A 13,712-nucleotide genomic window follows, 5' to 3' on the forward strand; every position below is an offset into this window, starting at 1 on the left:
AGGTAATTATCAAGAATCTCTAGATGGGATAGCAACCTGCAAAAACAAGCAAGGTGCTACAATCGATAAGCCGGATCTTCCGGAAAAAATGTTTATCATTCTATCATTATCCCCATCTTGAGTTTTTGTTTTAAAGTTAAAGCCAAATGTTTAAAGACAAGGGAAATCACATTCCATCAGTAATTTTTTATTCTTCGGATCATGAAGTGAATCTTCATTATTCCAATATGTTTTCATGCCATTTCTACATGCGCATGTGTTGTTGCTTCTAGCTATTTCTATTTCTAAAAAATAATACAAACATTTTCGAAGACCGGTGGTAACCTTAAAATTAAGGTTACAGGATTTGTATTGCTCAAAAATAATTTTAACAACAAAAAGAACACAACAATACTATGCACAATTTTAAAAAAAGAATCTTTGTTCCTTCTATCGCGCTCATTTCTACATTTTATTACGCACAGACGGACACTTTACAATCTAAGAAAATAGAAGATGTGGTCATCCTTGGATCAAGAGGTTCCGGAAGATCATTGACGGAGACACCCGTTCCCGTAGATATCATTAACATATCAAAAATTTTAAAACAAAGCCCGACTAACAATATCAGCCAGGCTTTAAACTATATTGTACCTTCATTTTCATCTACCTCACACACGGTAAACGATGGAACTGACTTTGTAGATCCTGCTCTTTTAAGAGGACTGGGTCCGGATCAGGTTTTAGTTTTACTCAATGGAAAAAGAAGATACCAGTCTTCATTGATTAATGTTACACTTACACCGGGAAGAGGTTCTGTGGGAACTGATCTTAACGCCATTCCAGCTTTTGCTTTAGAAAAAATCGAAGTTTTAAGAGATGGTGCTTCTGCCCAATATGGTTCCGATGCTATTGCCGGTGTCGTTAACCTGGGATTGAAAAAAAGACTGGGCCTTTCCGGACAGATATTTTTAGGTGGATATGCTTCACCTGTTGCCAATAATTTCTCCGGAGGAGTGGATGGACAAACCATTTCTGTGGATCTTAATTATGGAGCTAAAATAGGAAAGTCTGGTTTTTTTAACGTTACTGGTTCTGCCCAATATCGTGATCCGTATTCCAGAGCAGGAGTGAGGGAAGGAGATATCTTTAATGCTTATAATGCAATTAATTACAGAGCATTACAGGATGGAGTAAATATTGATGGATTATATAAAAATATTACCAATACTCCCAATACTCAGCAGATTATCAACACGATTAAACAGTATGCAGCCCAAGTAGATTATTTTGGGAATGATTTTCAGTCTCAGATCTCAGGGGCAAACAGTATTTCTGAACTTCAAAAAATATTGGGTAGAGATTTTACCTCCCAGGAGCTTACTTACAGAGGGTTGGAGAGAAAAGATTTCAGTCTGAGAGCCGGACAATCTAAACTACAGTCCGGACAGCTCTTTTTCAACTCTGAAATTCCTGTTAATGATGAATGGAAGATTTATTCATTTGGAGGTTACAGCTATCGTCTTGGAAATGCAGGAGGCTTTTACCGTCTTCCAAATAATGAAAGAAACATCAATGCCGTTACTCCCAATGGATATCTTCCTCAGATTGAAGCAGCGGTAAATGATTATTCTCTTGCTGCCGGAATTAAAGGAAAATGGAATGGCTGGAATGTGGATTTCAGTAATACATTCGGGAAAAATGTTTTTGGTTTTGGCGTTGTCAATACTTTTAATGCTTCGCTTACAGACGGTTCACCAAGAACATTTGATGCCGGAGGATCTGAGTTCTCACAAAATACCGTCAATCTGGATTTCTCAAAAAAATACGATGTGCTGAAAGGTTTGAACATAGCATTCGGAGGTGAATACCGACATGAAAATTATAAAGTCAATGCAGGAAAGGAAAATTCTTATGCCTCTTACGACATTTATGGACGTGTGGTAACCGCTAACACTCCTGAAAATGAAAAAGTAACCGATTTCTTTGAAAAAGTAAGACCAGCTGGAGCTCAGGTTTTTCCAGGCTTCAGTCCGGAAAATGCTGTTTCAGGAAACAGAAACAGTGTTGCTGCTTATGCTGATGCAGAACTGGAGGTTACTGACGGATGGCTGTTGGAAGGAGCCTTACGATATGAGAACTATTCAGACTTCGGATCTACATTTAATTATAAGGTGGCAACAAATGTAAAACTGACTCCCAATCTGAACTGGAGAGGAGCCGTTTCTACAGGATTCAGAGCGCCTTCATTGGCTCAGATCTATTACAGTTCCACTTCCACGTTGATTCAGCAGGGGAAAACAACACAGGTAGGTACTTTCAGAAATAATTCTGAGGCTGCACAGGCATTGGGCATTCCCAAATTAAAACAGGAGACTTCACAATCTTACAGCACAGGAATTACCTGGAAGGTTCCGGCATTAAGCCTGACCTTCACAGCAGATGCTTATTTAATAAAGATTAAAGATAGAGTAGTGCTTACAGATCTTTTCTATCGTCCTGATGGTAGTTTTACTCCAGGTTCTGATCAGGCTGTTCTGCAGAGTGCTTTTGATCTGGCGAGAGCAAGTGCCGCTAACTTTTTTGCCAATGCTGTAGATTCTCAGACGAAAGGTTTGGATATTACCATTTCTCAGAACTCAAAAATCTCATCGGGAGTTTCTTTGGAGAATAATTTAGGAGTCAATTTTAATCAAACCAAAAGAATCGGGGATATCCATGCATCTCCTAAATTGGTAAGCCAGATCGATAATTATTTCTCAGAGCCCAACAGAGTATATTTTGAAGAAGCTGTTCCACGTGTAAAAGCTACCTTGTCCAATACTTTAAGATTTTCCGCCTTTACTTTCGTACTCCGTAACTCTTTCTTTGGTAAAGTGACAGATGCAGATGTTGTGGATGCTAATTTTGATGGGGTAACAGGAAGCACAGAGCATTTCATTCTGAATAGCCGTCTGGTGACAGATTTATCTGTAGGATATGATTTTAATAAAAATATTTCTGCCACCATCGGAAGTAATAATATCTTAAATATACTGCCTTCCAAAAGTCCAAATATAAGCTCTTTAACGGCTGATAATCAGTTTGTCTATTCCAGACAGGTTTCCCAATATGGTATAGGAGGAAGATTCTTATTTGCAAGAATTGAATTCAGATTCTAATCAATAAAGCTTAGAAGTTTAATAAAAAACAGAGAATACATCTCTGTTTTTTTATATCCTGTTACTCAATAAAAAATGAATTTTTTGTTATCACTATTGTTGTAATTTTATTTATTTCAATGAAGAAAATTCGATAAATTCATATTCTGCTGAAGATGTGAAAAGCTGTCTTAATACTGCCGCATGGCCATTTCCTGCAATCACAAGAATTCTGTCTTCACTGTTGTGCGGTATGTTTTGAATATTGCGGAACATTCTTAGATTTCTGCTGTACCAATAAAGGGCAAGCATATCGGCACCATCATGTTCTCTTAATTTAAAATCTCCGCTTAAATAAGCACCATATCCGTATTGATGACTTTCTTTTGAATTCATATAAATAAAAGTGTCTAAGAGTGATTTGAAATTCTTAGGTTCAGAACTCTTGAAGAAACGGTTAAACTGTTGGGAAATCGCATCATCACTATTAAAATCATAATCTTTGCTGAGGTTGTTGAAAAATGTAGAATCGGTTTTTCCAAAATGCTTTTGAAGATCATCCCAAACAGATTCCGCATCAATGCTGAAAAGTTCATTGATTTTAAGTTCATTGGCGATTCTCATAGCAAGCTGATACCGCTCGTCTCTTTTGTCCCGGTGCTTGCCCTCACTGTATTCTTTAAGCTTTTGATTAGCATTCCAGTTTGGCCAGGCTTCAATAGCAATCTTTGTGGGCTTAAATTTTTTGATATAATCCACCAGTTCCGTGACTTCTTTTGAAGTTTTAGGATTCAGTACATCCACCTGGTCTTCTTTATTGGTTTTATTGGCATCCAGATTAGGGTAATCAAAATGAAAAGAACCCACCACCAGCACTTTAGTCTTTGGATTTTTAAAATAATCTGAAGGTTTTGTCTGAGCAAAAGCAGATGTAGACAGACATAATAGGATAATATAAATAATGGTTTTCATAGGATTATTATTTTTTGTTTGTATTAAATTATTGAGCACGGTTTTTCTCTTCAAAATTCACCGCTCTGTTGTTTGATTTTACTTTCTGATTTCCAAAATTGTATGTGATGCTGAGTGTCATTCTTCTGGCATCCCAATAGTTGTTGAATGACTGCGTATTATCAGTAAAATACATATCGGCCTTAAATTCGGACTGCTTGAAAATATCACTCACCGAAAGGTTGACCTGAAGCGCTTTTTCCGCAAAACTCATCTTTACTCCGGCATCCAGACTTGCTCTGTTCTTTACAGAAAGATATCCGTCACGGGAAGGCAGATTATTCCAGTAGTTGACAAACAGCATAAATGTTTTAGCCTTATTCAGCTGGAATGTATTGTTGAGAGAATAATAAAATGACTGTCCGTTTTTAGGAACCAGATTAAACCTCGTAATCTGAGTCTCATTATAACTGAACGAAGTGGAAATATTACTTTCCCAGATTTTGAAGAATGTATCGGTATAATTCAAATTGATCCCGTAAATATTCTGATTGTAGTAATTTTCAAAAGTGCTGGTAAGATCAATTCCGTTCAGGAAGGAGATCTGATCAAAATTATTCGTTGTTCTCTGATAATAGAGATTGGCAGAAAATTTATTTTTAAAAATATAATTGAATTCAATATTGTGATTGAAAGAGGGCAGCAGGCTGGGATTTCCTGAATAATAGGTATTTGGATTAGAATACCATCGGAACGGGTCTAAAGCCCGGAAATAGGGACGGTTAATTCTTCGGGAATAATTAATGCTGAACTGATTATCCTGATTGGCTTTATAAGATACATAAGCTGTCGGGAAAAATTTTCCGTAATTATTTTCAGATTTTGACTGTGTAGTGGGGGAGAAACCGCTGGTTTGTGAATATTCATAACGGAGACCTGCTTTCACAGACCATTTTTCACCCAGATCTTTACTGGCGCTGATATACGTCGCGTAATTCTTTTCATTATAATCAAAAAGATTGCTTTTTGCAGGATCAATGATATGATTTCCATTGGTAACATTAAAATATCCAATCTCTGAATTATTAGAAAACTGGCTGAATTTCGCACCCGTTTCTAACTGAATTTTTTTGAAGTTTAAAGTCAAATCTGCCTGTCCGGAATAGATTTTATAATCTACTGACGAAAGATTCTTGACAACCTGTGTTGAATTGCTGGCAATGTTTTTTGTGGTAAAGTTAACTTCAGTATCGGGAAGATTCCCATAGTAATTGGCTCCCAGACTTAGTTTATGTTCCCCGAATTTCTGATCAAAATATAAATTCAGCATTTGTGAAGTAAAAGAAGAGCGATGTTTTGAATCCGTATTTGTCTGCAATGTGGAATTGCTTCCGGTGAAGTAGTTCTGTTTTGAATTAATATCCATATCAGAATGTCCTTTCGAAATATCATATACCCATCCGATATTGGAATTTTTAGTGAGGGAATAATCAAAATTGGCATTCAGGCCAAATCCATCATTCATATCTCTCCTTTCATCTCTGCTGATAGAGGATTTTTCGCCTATTATTTTATAGTTTTCTACTGATCTTTTGGCTCCGTCATATCCCTGGATTTTTATCGAGGCTTTCATCTTTTCATTCTGATAGTTTATTCCTGCTACCGTGCTGAATGCAGCGTATGTTTTTTGAGTATAATTCGTAGTCAGATAACCGTTCCATCCGAGATTCTGATTCTTTTTAAGAACAATATTAATAATCCCGCTGTTTCCCTGAGCTTCATATTTGGCAGGCGGTGTGGTGATCACTTCAATTTTAAGGATGTTTTCAGAACGAAGGTTTCTCAGATAATTGATCAGTTCAGATCCGGAAAGATTGAGCATGCGGTCATTTACCATCACAGAAACTCCATTTTTTCCTGCAATAGAAAGAAGGCCTTTGTTTTCATCTACCTGTAATAAAGGTGTTCCTGCCAAAACCTCAGTTCCGGAGCTTCCCTGTGAAAGCATAGAATTCTGAACATTATAAACAAGACGATCCACTTTTCGCTCTACCAGAACTTTTTTACCATTTACCGTTACTGCTTCAATTTTGTTGACGTTAGCAGTATCTTTTGCCTGTGCGGTTACCAAAGAACATACAAGGGTAGTTATAAATAAAAACTGTTTTTTCATAAGATGTAAATAACAGGTTAAATGATGTTTAGTTTAAATTTCTCTGACAAAAGTATAAGAAGGCCATTTGAAAGGAAATAGCATTTAGATGAGGGCGATGATTTTGGATGTCAAAATAGTTTCGTCGGAAAAAAACAGGTTTTTGTCGAAAAGGGTTAATGAATTGTCCCTGCAGAGATTTATATTTGATTATGAATAAAAAGCAAATTGTCTGGCTTCAAATTATTTACTGGGGGTTCAATTTTTTTGGAACCGTCATTACACCTAATTTTTTTGTTCCGGAGACCAATCGTCCTGAATTGCATATTCTGAGAATTACCTTTTTTATTGTAAAAATTAGCACCTTTTACATTTCCTATCTGTTTATATTTCCAAAGGTTTTTAAACTTGAGAAACTGTATTCAGCGGTCTTTGTTTTTATTTTGACACTTTTATGTTTTGCCGGTATGAGATATACTTTAGAAGAAATGATTCTGCCTTCTACTCTCGGCTTCCGGAATTATGATGAAGGAACCGGACTTCTCTACTATTTTTTTGATAATATATACAACAGTTCTCTCACTACTTTTATAGCGGGTATTCTTTGGATTCTGGAGAAATATGGAGTCGCGGAAAATGATAAAAAACAGCTTCTGATTGAAAAGAAACAGGCAGAACTTCAGGCACTGAAAACTCAGATAAATCCTCATTTTATTTTTAACTCATTAAATAATATCTACTCTCTCGTATATCAAAAATCAGATAAAGCATTGCCTGCTATTGAAGAACTTGGACAATTGCTGAGGTATAGTACAAAAGACCTAGAAAAAGATACTATTTCTCTGGATAAGGAGCTCGGATATATTGACAGTCTTATTGCTTTGGAGAAACTTAGAATCAGGAATCCTGAGTTATTGACTATAGAAAAAAATATTCAGTATCGTCATCTGAAGATTTCACCGATGCTGTTGGTTCCATTTGTTGAGAATGCCTTCAAACATGGTGATTTTCGTGATAAAGGCTTTGAAATGAAAATCTCGGATCAAAATAAGATTCTGCATTTTTATCTTTTGAATTTTAAAACACAGAAAATGAAAGATACTGTTTCCGGAATAGGAATTCAGAATGTGAAAAAAAGGCTGGAAATATTATATCCCAAACATCAGCTTGAGATCCGGAATTCAGAAACAGAATTTATTGTAGATTTAAAAATTGAATTACGGGATGAATAAGATCAAATGCATTATTGTTGATGACGAGCCATTAGCAATCTCTCTTCTGGAGCATTATGTGGAGAAAATACCCTTTCTTGAACTGGTCTTTTCCACAGAAAACCCGATTCTTGCTTTAGAATATTTACAGAAAAACGATTCCGACCTCATCTTTCTGGATATTCAGATGCCGGAGCTTACGGGAATCAATTTTATGAAGATTGTTGGCCCTGATCAAAAGTATATTCTGACAACAGCTTATTCAGAATATGCTCTGGAAGGATATGAGCATAATGTTATAGATTATCTATTGAAGCCTATTTCCTTTGAAAGATTTCAAAAAAGTGTATTAAAGGTTCAGGAACGGTTTTCTTTTCCACAGGAGGAAAACACCCATTTTTTTGTGAAATCCTCCGGGCAAAGGCATCGTATTGGCTTTCATGAGATCCTGTATGTAGAAAGTATCAAAGACTATGTCAATATCCGAACTATAAATGAAGAGTTTATCGTTCTGGATACCCTTAAATCAATGGAAAGTCAGCTTTCTGAAAGGTTTGTTCGGATTCATAAATCTTTTATTGTCAACCTGGATAAAGTCAAAAGTATTGGAGCTAAAAAAGTGATTCTTCCTGAATATGAGATTCCTATAGGAGAAAGTTATAGAGCAGGTCTTCTTGATAGATTAAAGTGATGGAATATCATGATATTAATTTGAGAGTTAAACCTGTAAGGTTTGGAACATTTACCAAAGTTCAGCAAAGAAAATTTTAATACGGTTAAAATAAAAAAGACGACTTCAATTGAAGCCGCCTTTATATTAATTAATCTAACAATTAATCTTATTTTTCCTGTTGTTTGATCAGGTTCAGTGCAGAACCAGCCTTAAACCATTCAATTTGCTGGTCGTTGTAGGTATGGTTTGCCATAATAATGTCTTTAGTTCCGTCTTTGTGAACGAATTCTAAAGTCAGTTGTTTTCCTGGAGCAAACTGATCAAGATCTAAGAAGTTAACGGTATCATCTTCCTGAATTTTGTCGTAATCTGCTTCATTCGCGAAAGTGATTCCCAACATTCCTTGTTTTTTAAGGTTTGTTTCGTGAATTCTTGCGAATGATTTTACCAATACAGCTTTTACGCCAAGGTGTCTAGGTTCCATAGCAGCGTGCTCTCTTGAAGAACCCTCGCCGTAGTTTTGATCCCCAACAACGATAGTTGGAATACCTGCAGCTTTATAAGCTCTTTGTACAGCCGGAACTTCACCGTATTCACCGGTTAATTCATTTTTAACCTTATTCGTTTCCATGTTGTAAGCATTGACAGCTCCGATCAACATGTTGTTTGAAATATTATCAAGGTGACCTCTGTATTTCAACCATGGTCCCGCCATAGAAATGTGGTCAGTAGTACATTTTCCGAAAGCTTTGATCAATACCTTAGCTCCGGTAATATTTTTACCGTCCCAAGCCGGAAATTCTTCTAACAATTGAAGTCTGTCTGATGTAGGGCTAACATTAACAACAACACTTGCTCCATCTGCAGATGGTGCCTGATAACCGTTGTCATCTACGGCAAATCCTTTTGCAGGAAGTTCAAATCCTTTAGGCTCATCAAGCTTTATTTGTTCACCGGCTTCGTTGGTTAAAGTATCCGTAATCGGGTTGAAGTCTAATCTTCCGGAGATTGCCACCGCAGCAACCATTTCCGGAGAAGCTACAAAAGCGTGAGTGTTCGGGTTACCGTCAGCTCTTTTTGCAAAGTTTCTGTTGAATGAGTGGATAATAGAATTTTTCTCTCCTTTTTCAGCACCTTCTCTGTCCCATTGTCCGATACATGGCCCACAGGCATTGGTAAAGATTCTTGCATTTTCAAATTTTCTGAATGAATTCAGGAAACCGTCTCTTTCCGCAGTAAATTTCACCTGCTCGGAACCAGGGTTGATTCCTAAGATCGCTTTAGGTTTTACTCCTTTAGATACTGCATCTTCTACAATAGAAGCAGCTCTTGATAAATCTTCATAAGAAGAGTTGGTACAAGAACCGATTAGAGCCCATTCCACTTCAAGCGGCCATCCGTTGGCTTCAGCTTTAGCTCTGAATTCAGAAACGGGAGTTGCCAAATCCGGAGTGAAAGGTCCGTTTAAATGTGGAGCCAGTTCAGAAAGGTTGATTTCAATTAATTGGTCAAAATATTGTTCCGGGTTTGCATATACTTCTGCATCACCTGTTAAGTGCTCCGCAATTTTATCAGCTGCATCTACAACGTCTTGTCTTCCCGTTGCAGATAAATATCTTCTCATTGAATCATCGTATCCGAAAGTCGAAGTCGTAGCTCCGATTTCAGCACCCATGTTACAGATGGTACCTTTACCGGTTGCAGAAAGAGATTCTGCACCTTCACCAAAGTATTCCACAATACATCCTGTACCTCCTTTTACGGTAAGAATTCCTGCTACCTTTAAGATCACATCTTTCGCAGAAGTCCATCCGCTCATTTTACCGGTTAATTTAACCCCGATGAGTTTAGGCATTTTAAGTTCCCATGCCATTCCGGCCATTACATCCACTGCATCAGCACCACCTACACCGATGGCGACCATTCCCAGTCCTCCGGCGTTTACTGTATGCGAGTCAGTACCGATCATCATCCCTCCCGGAAAAGCATAGTTTTCCAATACCACCTGGTGAATGATACCGGCTCCCGGCTTCCAGAATCCGATTCCGTATTTATCACATACAGAACTTAAGAAGTTGAATACCTCGGAGTTTTTGTTGATACCTTCCTGTAAATCTTTATCAGCACCTACTTTTGCCTGAATCAGGTGGTCAGCATGAGCTGTAGAAGGAACAGCTACTTTAGCTTTTCCTGCCTGCATAAACTGCAAAAGAGCCATCTGTGCTGTTGCATCCTGCATAGCTACTCTATCTGGCGCAAAATCTACATAAGAGTTTCCTCTTTCATGTGCTTGTGTAGCATTTCCTTCCCAAAGATGGGTGTAAAGGATTTTTTCTGAAAGGGTAAGAGGTTTACCCACAATTTGTCTTGCCGCAGCAATTCTTTCAGGGTAACGCTCGTACACTTTTTTGATCATATCAATATCAAAAGTCATATCTAATTGTAATTTTTATTTCTATTTCACTAGGTTTCTTTCCCTGCTGAAGGCAGAAACCTTTTTTATTTACATCAAAAAACGTTCCTATAATCCTTAAACAGGGATAATTTTGATCTTAAAACCAAGAGATTTTATCACTTTCAATTTAAGAAAAAATAGAATTTATTTTCTTGATTTATCGTAAAAAAAATAGTATTGACCTTAAAATAGAAACATTCTAAACAAAAAAATGAAAGATTTTAATCCTTTAGGATTTAAAATCTTTCATTTATATCATGTTCAAAAGTCTTGCGACCTATGTGTCAATTCTGCTAGTGGCTAGTGGGCATGTGTACTTGTCAGTTCTTTGATAGAAGGAACAAAAGTAGTAAGGTCGATCCCCTCTACAGCTGCTTTGTACTCATCAATACTTGGAATTCTACCAATGATTGCAGATAAAACAACAACCGGAGTAGATGCCAGTAAAGACTCTCCTTTTTTACGTTCAGAATCTTCAACTACTCTTCCCTGGAATAAACGGGTAGAAGTTGCCAATACTGTGTCTCCTTTAGCAGCCTTTTCCTGATTACCCATACAAAGGTTACATCCAGGACGCTCAAGGTACATTACATTTTGGTATTCTGTACGAGCTTCTCCTTTCGGAGCATTATCGTTGAATTCAAAACCTGAGTATTTTTCTAGTAATTCCCAGTCACCTTCAGCTTTTAATTCATCAATGATATTATAAGTAGGTGCTGCTACTACAAGAGGAGCATTGAATTCTACTTTTCCTTTTTGCTTTTCAAGGTTTCTCAACATCTGAGAAACAATCTTAAGGTCTCCTTTGTGAACCATACATGATCCTACAAAACCAAGATCTACTTTTTTCTCGCCTCCATAATAAGAAAGATCTCTGATGGTGTCGTGAGTATATCTCTTAGAAACATCATCATTGTTTACATCCGGGTCAGCAATCATCGGTTCAACGATTACATCAAGATCAACAACCACTTCTGCATAATATTTAGCGTTAGAATCAGGAGTAAGAGCCGGCTTTTTGCCGGATCTGATTTCTTCAATTCTCTTGTTTGCTTTATCGATTAATCCCTGGAGAACCTTATTGTGGTTATCCATTCCTTTATCGATCATGATCTGAATTCTTCCTTTTGCGATTTCCAGTGATTCGATCAATGTATTATCTTCGGAAATATTGATAGAAGCTTTAGCTTTCATTTCAGCAGTCCAGTCTGTAAATGTAAATGCCTGATCAGCAGGAAGTGTCCCGATGTGAACCTCAATGATTCTTCCCTGGAATACGTTTTCTCCTCCGAATTGTTTTAGCATCTGAGCTTGCGTAGCATGAACAACATCACGGAAATCCATGTGAGGCTTCATTTCACCTTTGAACGTTACTTTTACAGATTCAGGAATTGGCATGGATGCTTCCCCGGTAGCCAATGCAAGAGCAACGGTTCCTGAGTCTGCTCCGAAAGCTACCCCTTTAGACATTCTTGTGTGAGAGTCACCTCCAATAATGATAGCCCACTCATCTACAGTAATATCGTTAAGAACTTTGTGGATTACGTCAGTCATGGCGTGGTATTCACCTTTCGGGTCACGGGCCGTGATCAAACCGAAATCGTTCATGAATTTCATCAACTTAGGAATGTTAGCCTGGGCCTTTTTATCCCATACTGAAGCAGTATGACAGCCAGACTGGTAGGCACCATCAACGATTGGAGAAATTACTGTAGCAGCCATTGATTCAAGCTCCTGAGAAGTCATAAGACCGGTTGTATCCTGAGAACCTACAATGTTCACTTTTACACGAACGTCTGATCCTGCATGTAATACTTTGCCTGGTGTAGAACCAACAGCATTTCTGTTAAATATTTTTTCTACCGCTGTGAGTCCTTGTCCATCAATGGAGATTTCTTTTGATGCAGCAAAAACCTGAGGCGCTTCTACTCCTAAAAGCTCAGCAGCAAATGTTTGAAGTTTTTTACCAAATACAATAGCATATGATCCCCCAGCTTTAATAAACTCCATCTTTTGTGGGGTGAATGATCGGGAAATGTCAATTAATTCCTGATCACCATTGTATAATTTTTTTGTTTTTGTATTGATCGTAAGAACAGTTCCTGTAGCTACAGAATAGGCTTGTTCAAGAACGACTTCACCATTTTCATTGCGAACTACGTTTCCGTTTTCATCCAGTTTTTTAACCCAGTTTTTAAGGTCGATTCCAATACCTCCGGTAACGTCTACTGTTGTAAGGAAAATTGGAGAAATGCCATTAGTCCCTCCAACAATTGGAGCAAAGTTAACGAACGGTACATATGGGCTGGCTTGTTTTCCTGTCCAAAGAGCAACGTTATTCACTCCCGACATTCTTGAAGAACCTACTCCCATTGTTCCTTTTTCTGCAATAAGCATCACACTTGCATCAGGATGTTGTGCCTGTAAAGCTTTGATTTCTTCCTGTGCCTGAGGCGTGATCATACACTTACCATGAAGTTCACGGTCTGATCTTGAGTGAGCCTGATTTCCGGGAGAAAGCAAATCTGTTGAAATGTCACCCTCACCGGCGATATAAGTAACTACTTTGATTTCTTCAGCCACTTCAGGAAGTTTTGTGAAGAATTCTGCTTTTGCGTAGCTTTCGATAATTTCCTGAGCGATTTCATTCCCGCTGTTGAATGCTTCCTTCAGACGGTTGGTATCCGCTTCATAAAGGAAAACCTGTGTTTTAAGGACTTTCGCCGCTTCTTTGGCAATTGCCGGATCATTTCCTAAAGCAAGATCCAACAATACTTCAATAGAAGGACCTCCTTTCATGTGAGATAATAATTCAAAAGCAAAAGCCGGAGATATTTCTTCTACTACGGATTCACCCAGAATGATTTCTTTTAAAAATTGAGCTTTAACTCCTGCAGCGCTTGTTGTTCCCGGCAGGGTGTTGTAGATGAAAAATTTAAGAGAGTCCGATCGATCTGCATTACCTGAATCTTTAATCTGTGCGATAATTTCGCTTAGCAATTCAGCACCATCAATTGGCTTTGGATGAAGCCCTAGGTCTTTTCTTTCTTCAATCTCTTTGATGTAATCCTTATAATTCATAATAGAAGTCTTTCACTTTTAAGGCAGATGTATAAAACAGGTATCACTCTTTCATTGCTGATTTACGGGT

Annotated in this window: 7 protein-coding genes and 1 riboswitch; of the genes, 3 read left to right on the top strand and 4 right to left on the bottom strand. The window is 37.6% G+C overall.

Features of this window, described 5'->3' with window-relative positions; genetic code table 11:
- Position 1: 1 nt before the first annotated feature.
- A riboswitch (SAM-I-IV-variant riboswitch) is annotated at positions 2 to 99 on the top strand.
- A 296-nt stretch (positions 100 to 395) separates the two neighbouring features.
- The gene (locus C1631_RS19655) at positions 396 to 3,140 is read left to right on the top strand and encodes a TonB-dependent receptor plug domain-containing protein (protein WP_103247482.1); all 2,745 of its coding nucleotides are present in this window, start codon (positions 396 to 398) and stop codon (positions 3,138 to 3,140) included.
- A 111-nt stretch (positions 3,141 to 3,251) separates the two neighbouring features.
- Here the strand turns inward: C1631_RS19655 and C1631_RS19660 are convergent, their stop codons facing one another.
- Both C1631_RS19660 and C1631_RS19665 read right to left on the bottom strand, forming a co-directional pair.
- Positions 3,252 to 4,091 carry a DUF5694 domain-containing protein gene (locus C1631_RS19660; RefSeq protein WP_103247489.1) on the bottom strand — a complete coding sequence of 280 codons (840 nt, stop codon included), beginning with the start codon at positions 4,089 to 4,091 and terminating at the stop codon, positions 3,252 to 3,254.
- A gap of 28 nt (positions 4,092 to 4,119) precedes the next feature.
- Positions 4,120 to 6,243, bottom strand: a complete 2,124-nt coding sequence (locus C1631_RS19665; RefSeq protein WP_103247483.1) for an outer membrane beta-barrel family protein — start codon at positions 6,241 to 6,243, stop codon at positions 4,120 to 4,122.
- A gap of 191 nt (positions 6,244 to 6,434) precedes the next feature.
- Here C1631_RS19665 and C1631_RS19670 point away from each other — a divergent pair, with 191 nt between their 5' ends.
- The gene (locus tag C1631_RS19670; protein ID WP_109713853.1) at positions 6,435 to 7,454 is read left to right on the top strand and encodes a sensor histidine kinase; all 1,020 of its coding nucleotides are present in this window, start codon (positions 6,435 to 6,437) and stop codon (positions 7,452 to 7,454) included.
- The gene (locus C1631_RS19675) at positions 7,447 to 8,124 is read left to right on the top strand and encodes a LytR/AlgR family response regulator transcription factor (protein ID WP_103247485.1); all 678 of its coding nucleotides are present in this window, start codon (positions 7,447 to 7,449) and stop codon (positions 8,122 to 8,124) included. Before C1631_RS19670 ends, C1631_RS19675 begins: the two co-directional genes overlap by 8 nt.
- 148 nt (positions 8,125 to 8,272) lie before the next feature.
- On the opposite strand, the gene C1631_RS19680 is transcribed toward C1631_RS19675, so the two are convergent.
- A complete protein-coding gene (locus tag C1631_RS19680) occupies positions 8,273 to 10,540 on the bottom strand; it encodes an aconitate hydratase (RefSeq protein ID WP_103247486.1) in 2,268 nt (755 codons plus the stop codon).
- A gap of 321 nt (positions 10,541 to 10,861) precedes the next feature.
- The gene (locus tag C1631_RS19685; RefSeq protein ID WP_438502080.1) at positions 10,862 to 13,642 is read right to left on the bottom strand and encodes a bifunctional aconitate hydratase 2/2-methylisocitrate dehydratase; all 2,781 of its coding nucleotides are present in this window, start codon (positions 13,640 to 13,642) and stop codon (positions 10,862 to 10,864) included.
- Positions 13,643 to 13,712 lie beyond the last annotated feature (70 nt).

Origin of the sequence: Chryseobacterium phosphatilyticum (genome assembly GCF_002899825.2) — a bacterium.
Classification (GTDB): domain Bacteria; phylum Bacteroidota; class Bacteroidia; order Flavobacteriales; family Weeksellaceae; genus Chryseobacterium; species Chryseobacterium phosphatilyticum.

Coding starts and splice junctions, on each gene's coding strand:
- C1631_RS19655 (WP_103247482.1), top strand. CDS start 396: ATGCACAATTTTAAAAAAAGAATCTTTGTTCCTTCTATCGCGCTCATT.
- C1631_RS19660 (WP_103247489.1), bottom strand. CDS start 4,091: ATGAAAACCATTATTTATATTATCCTATTATGTCTGTCTACATCTGCT.
- C1631_RS19665 (WP_103247483.1), bottom strand. CDS start 6,243: ATGAAAAAACAGTTTTTATTTATAACTACCCTTGTATGTTCTTTGGTA.
- C1631_RS19670 (WP_109713853.1), top strand. CDS start 6,435: ATGAATAAAAAGCAAATTGTCTGGCTTCAAATTATTTACTGGGGGTTC.
- C1631_RS19675 (WP_103247485.1), top strand. CDS start 7,447: ATGAATAAGATCAAATGCATTATTGTTGATGACGAGCCATTAGCAATC.
- C1631_RS19680 (WP_103247486.1), bottom strand. CDS start 10,540: ATGACTTTTGATATTGATATGATCAAAAAAGTGTACGAGCGTTACCCT.
- C1631_RS19685 (WP_438502080.1), bottom strand. CDS start 13,642: ATGAATTATAAGGATTACATCAAAGAGATTGAAGAAAGAAAAGACCTA.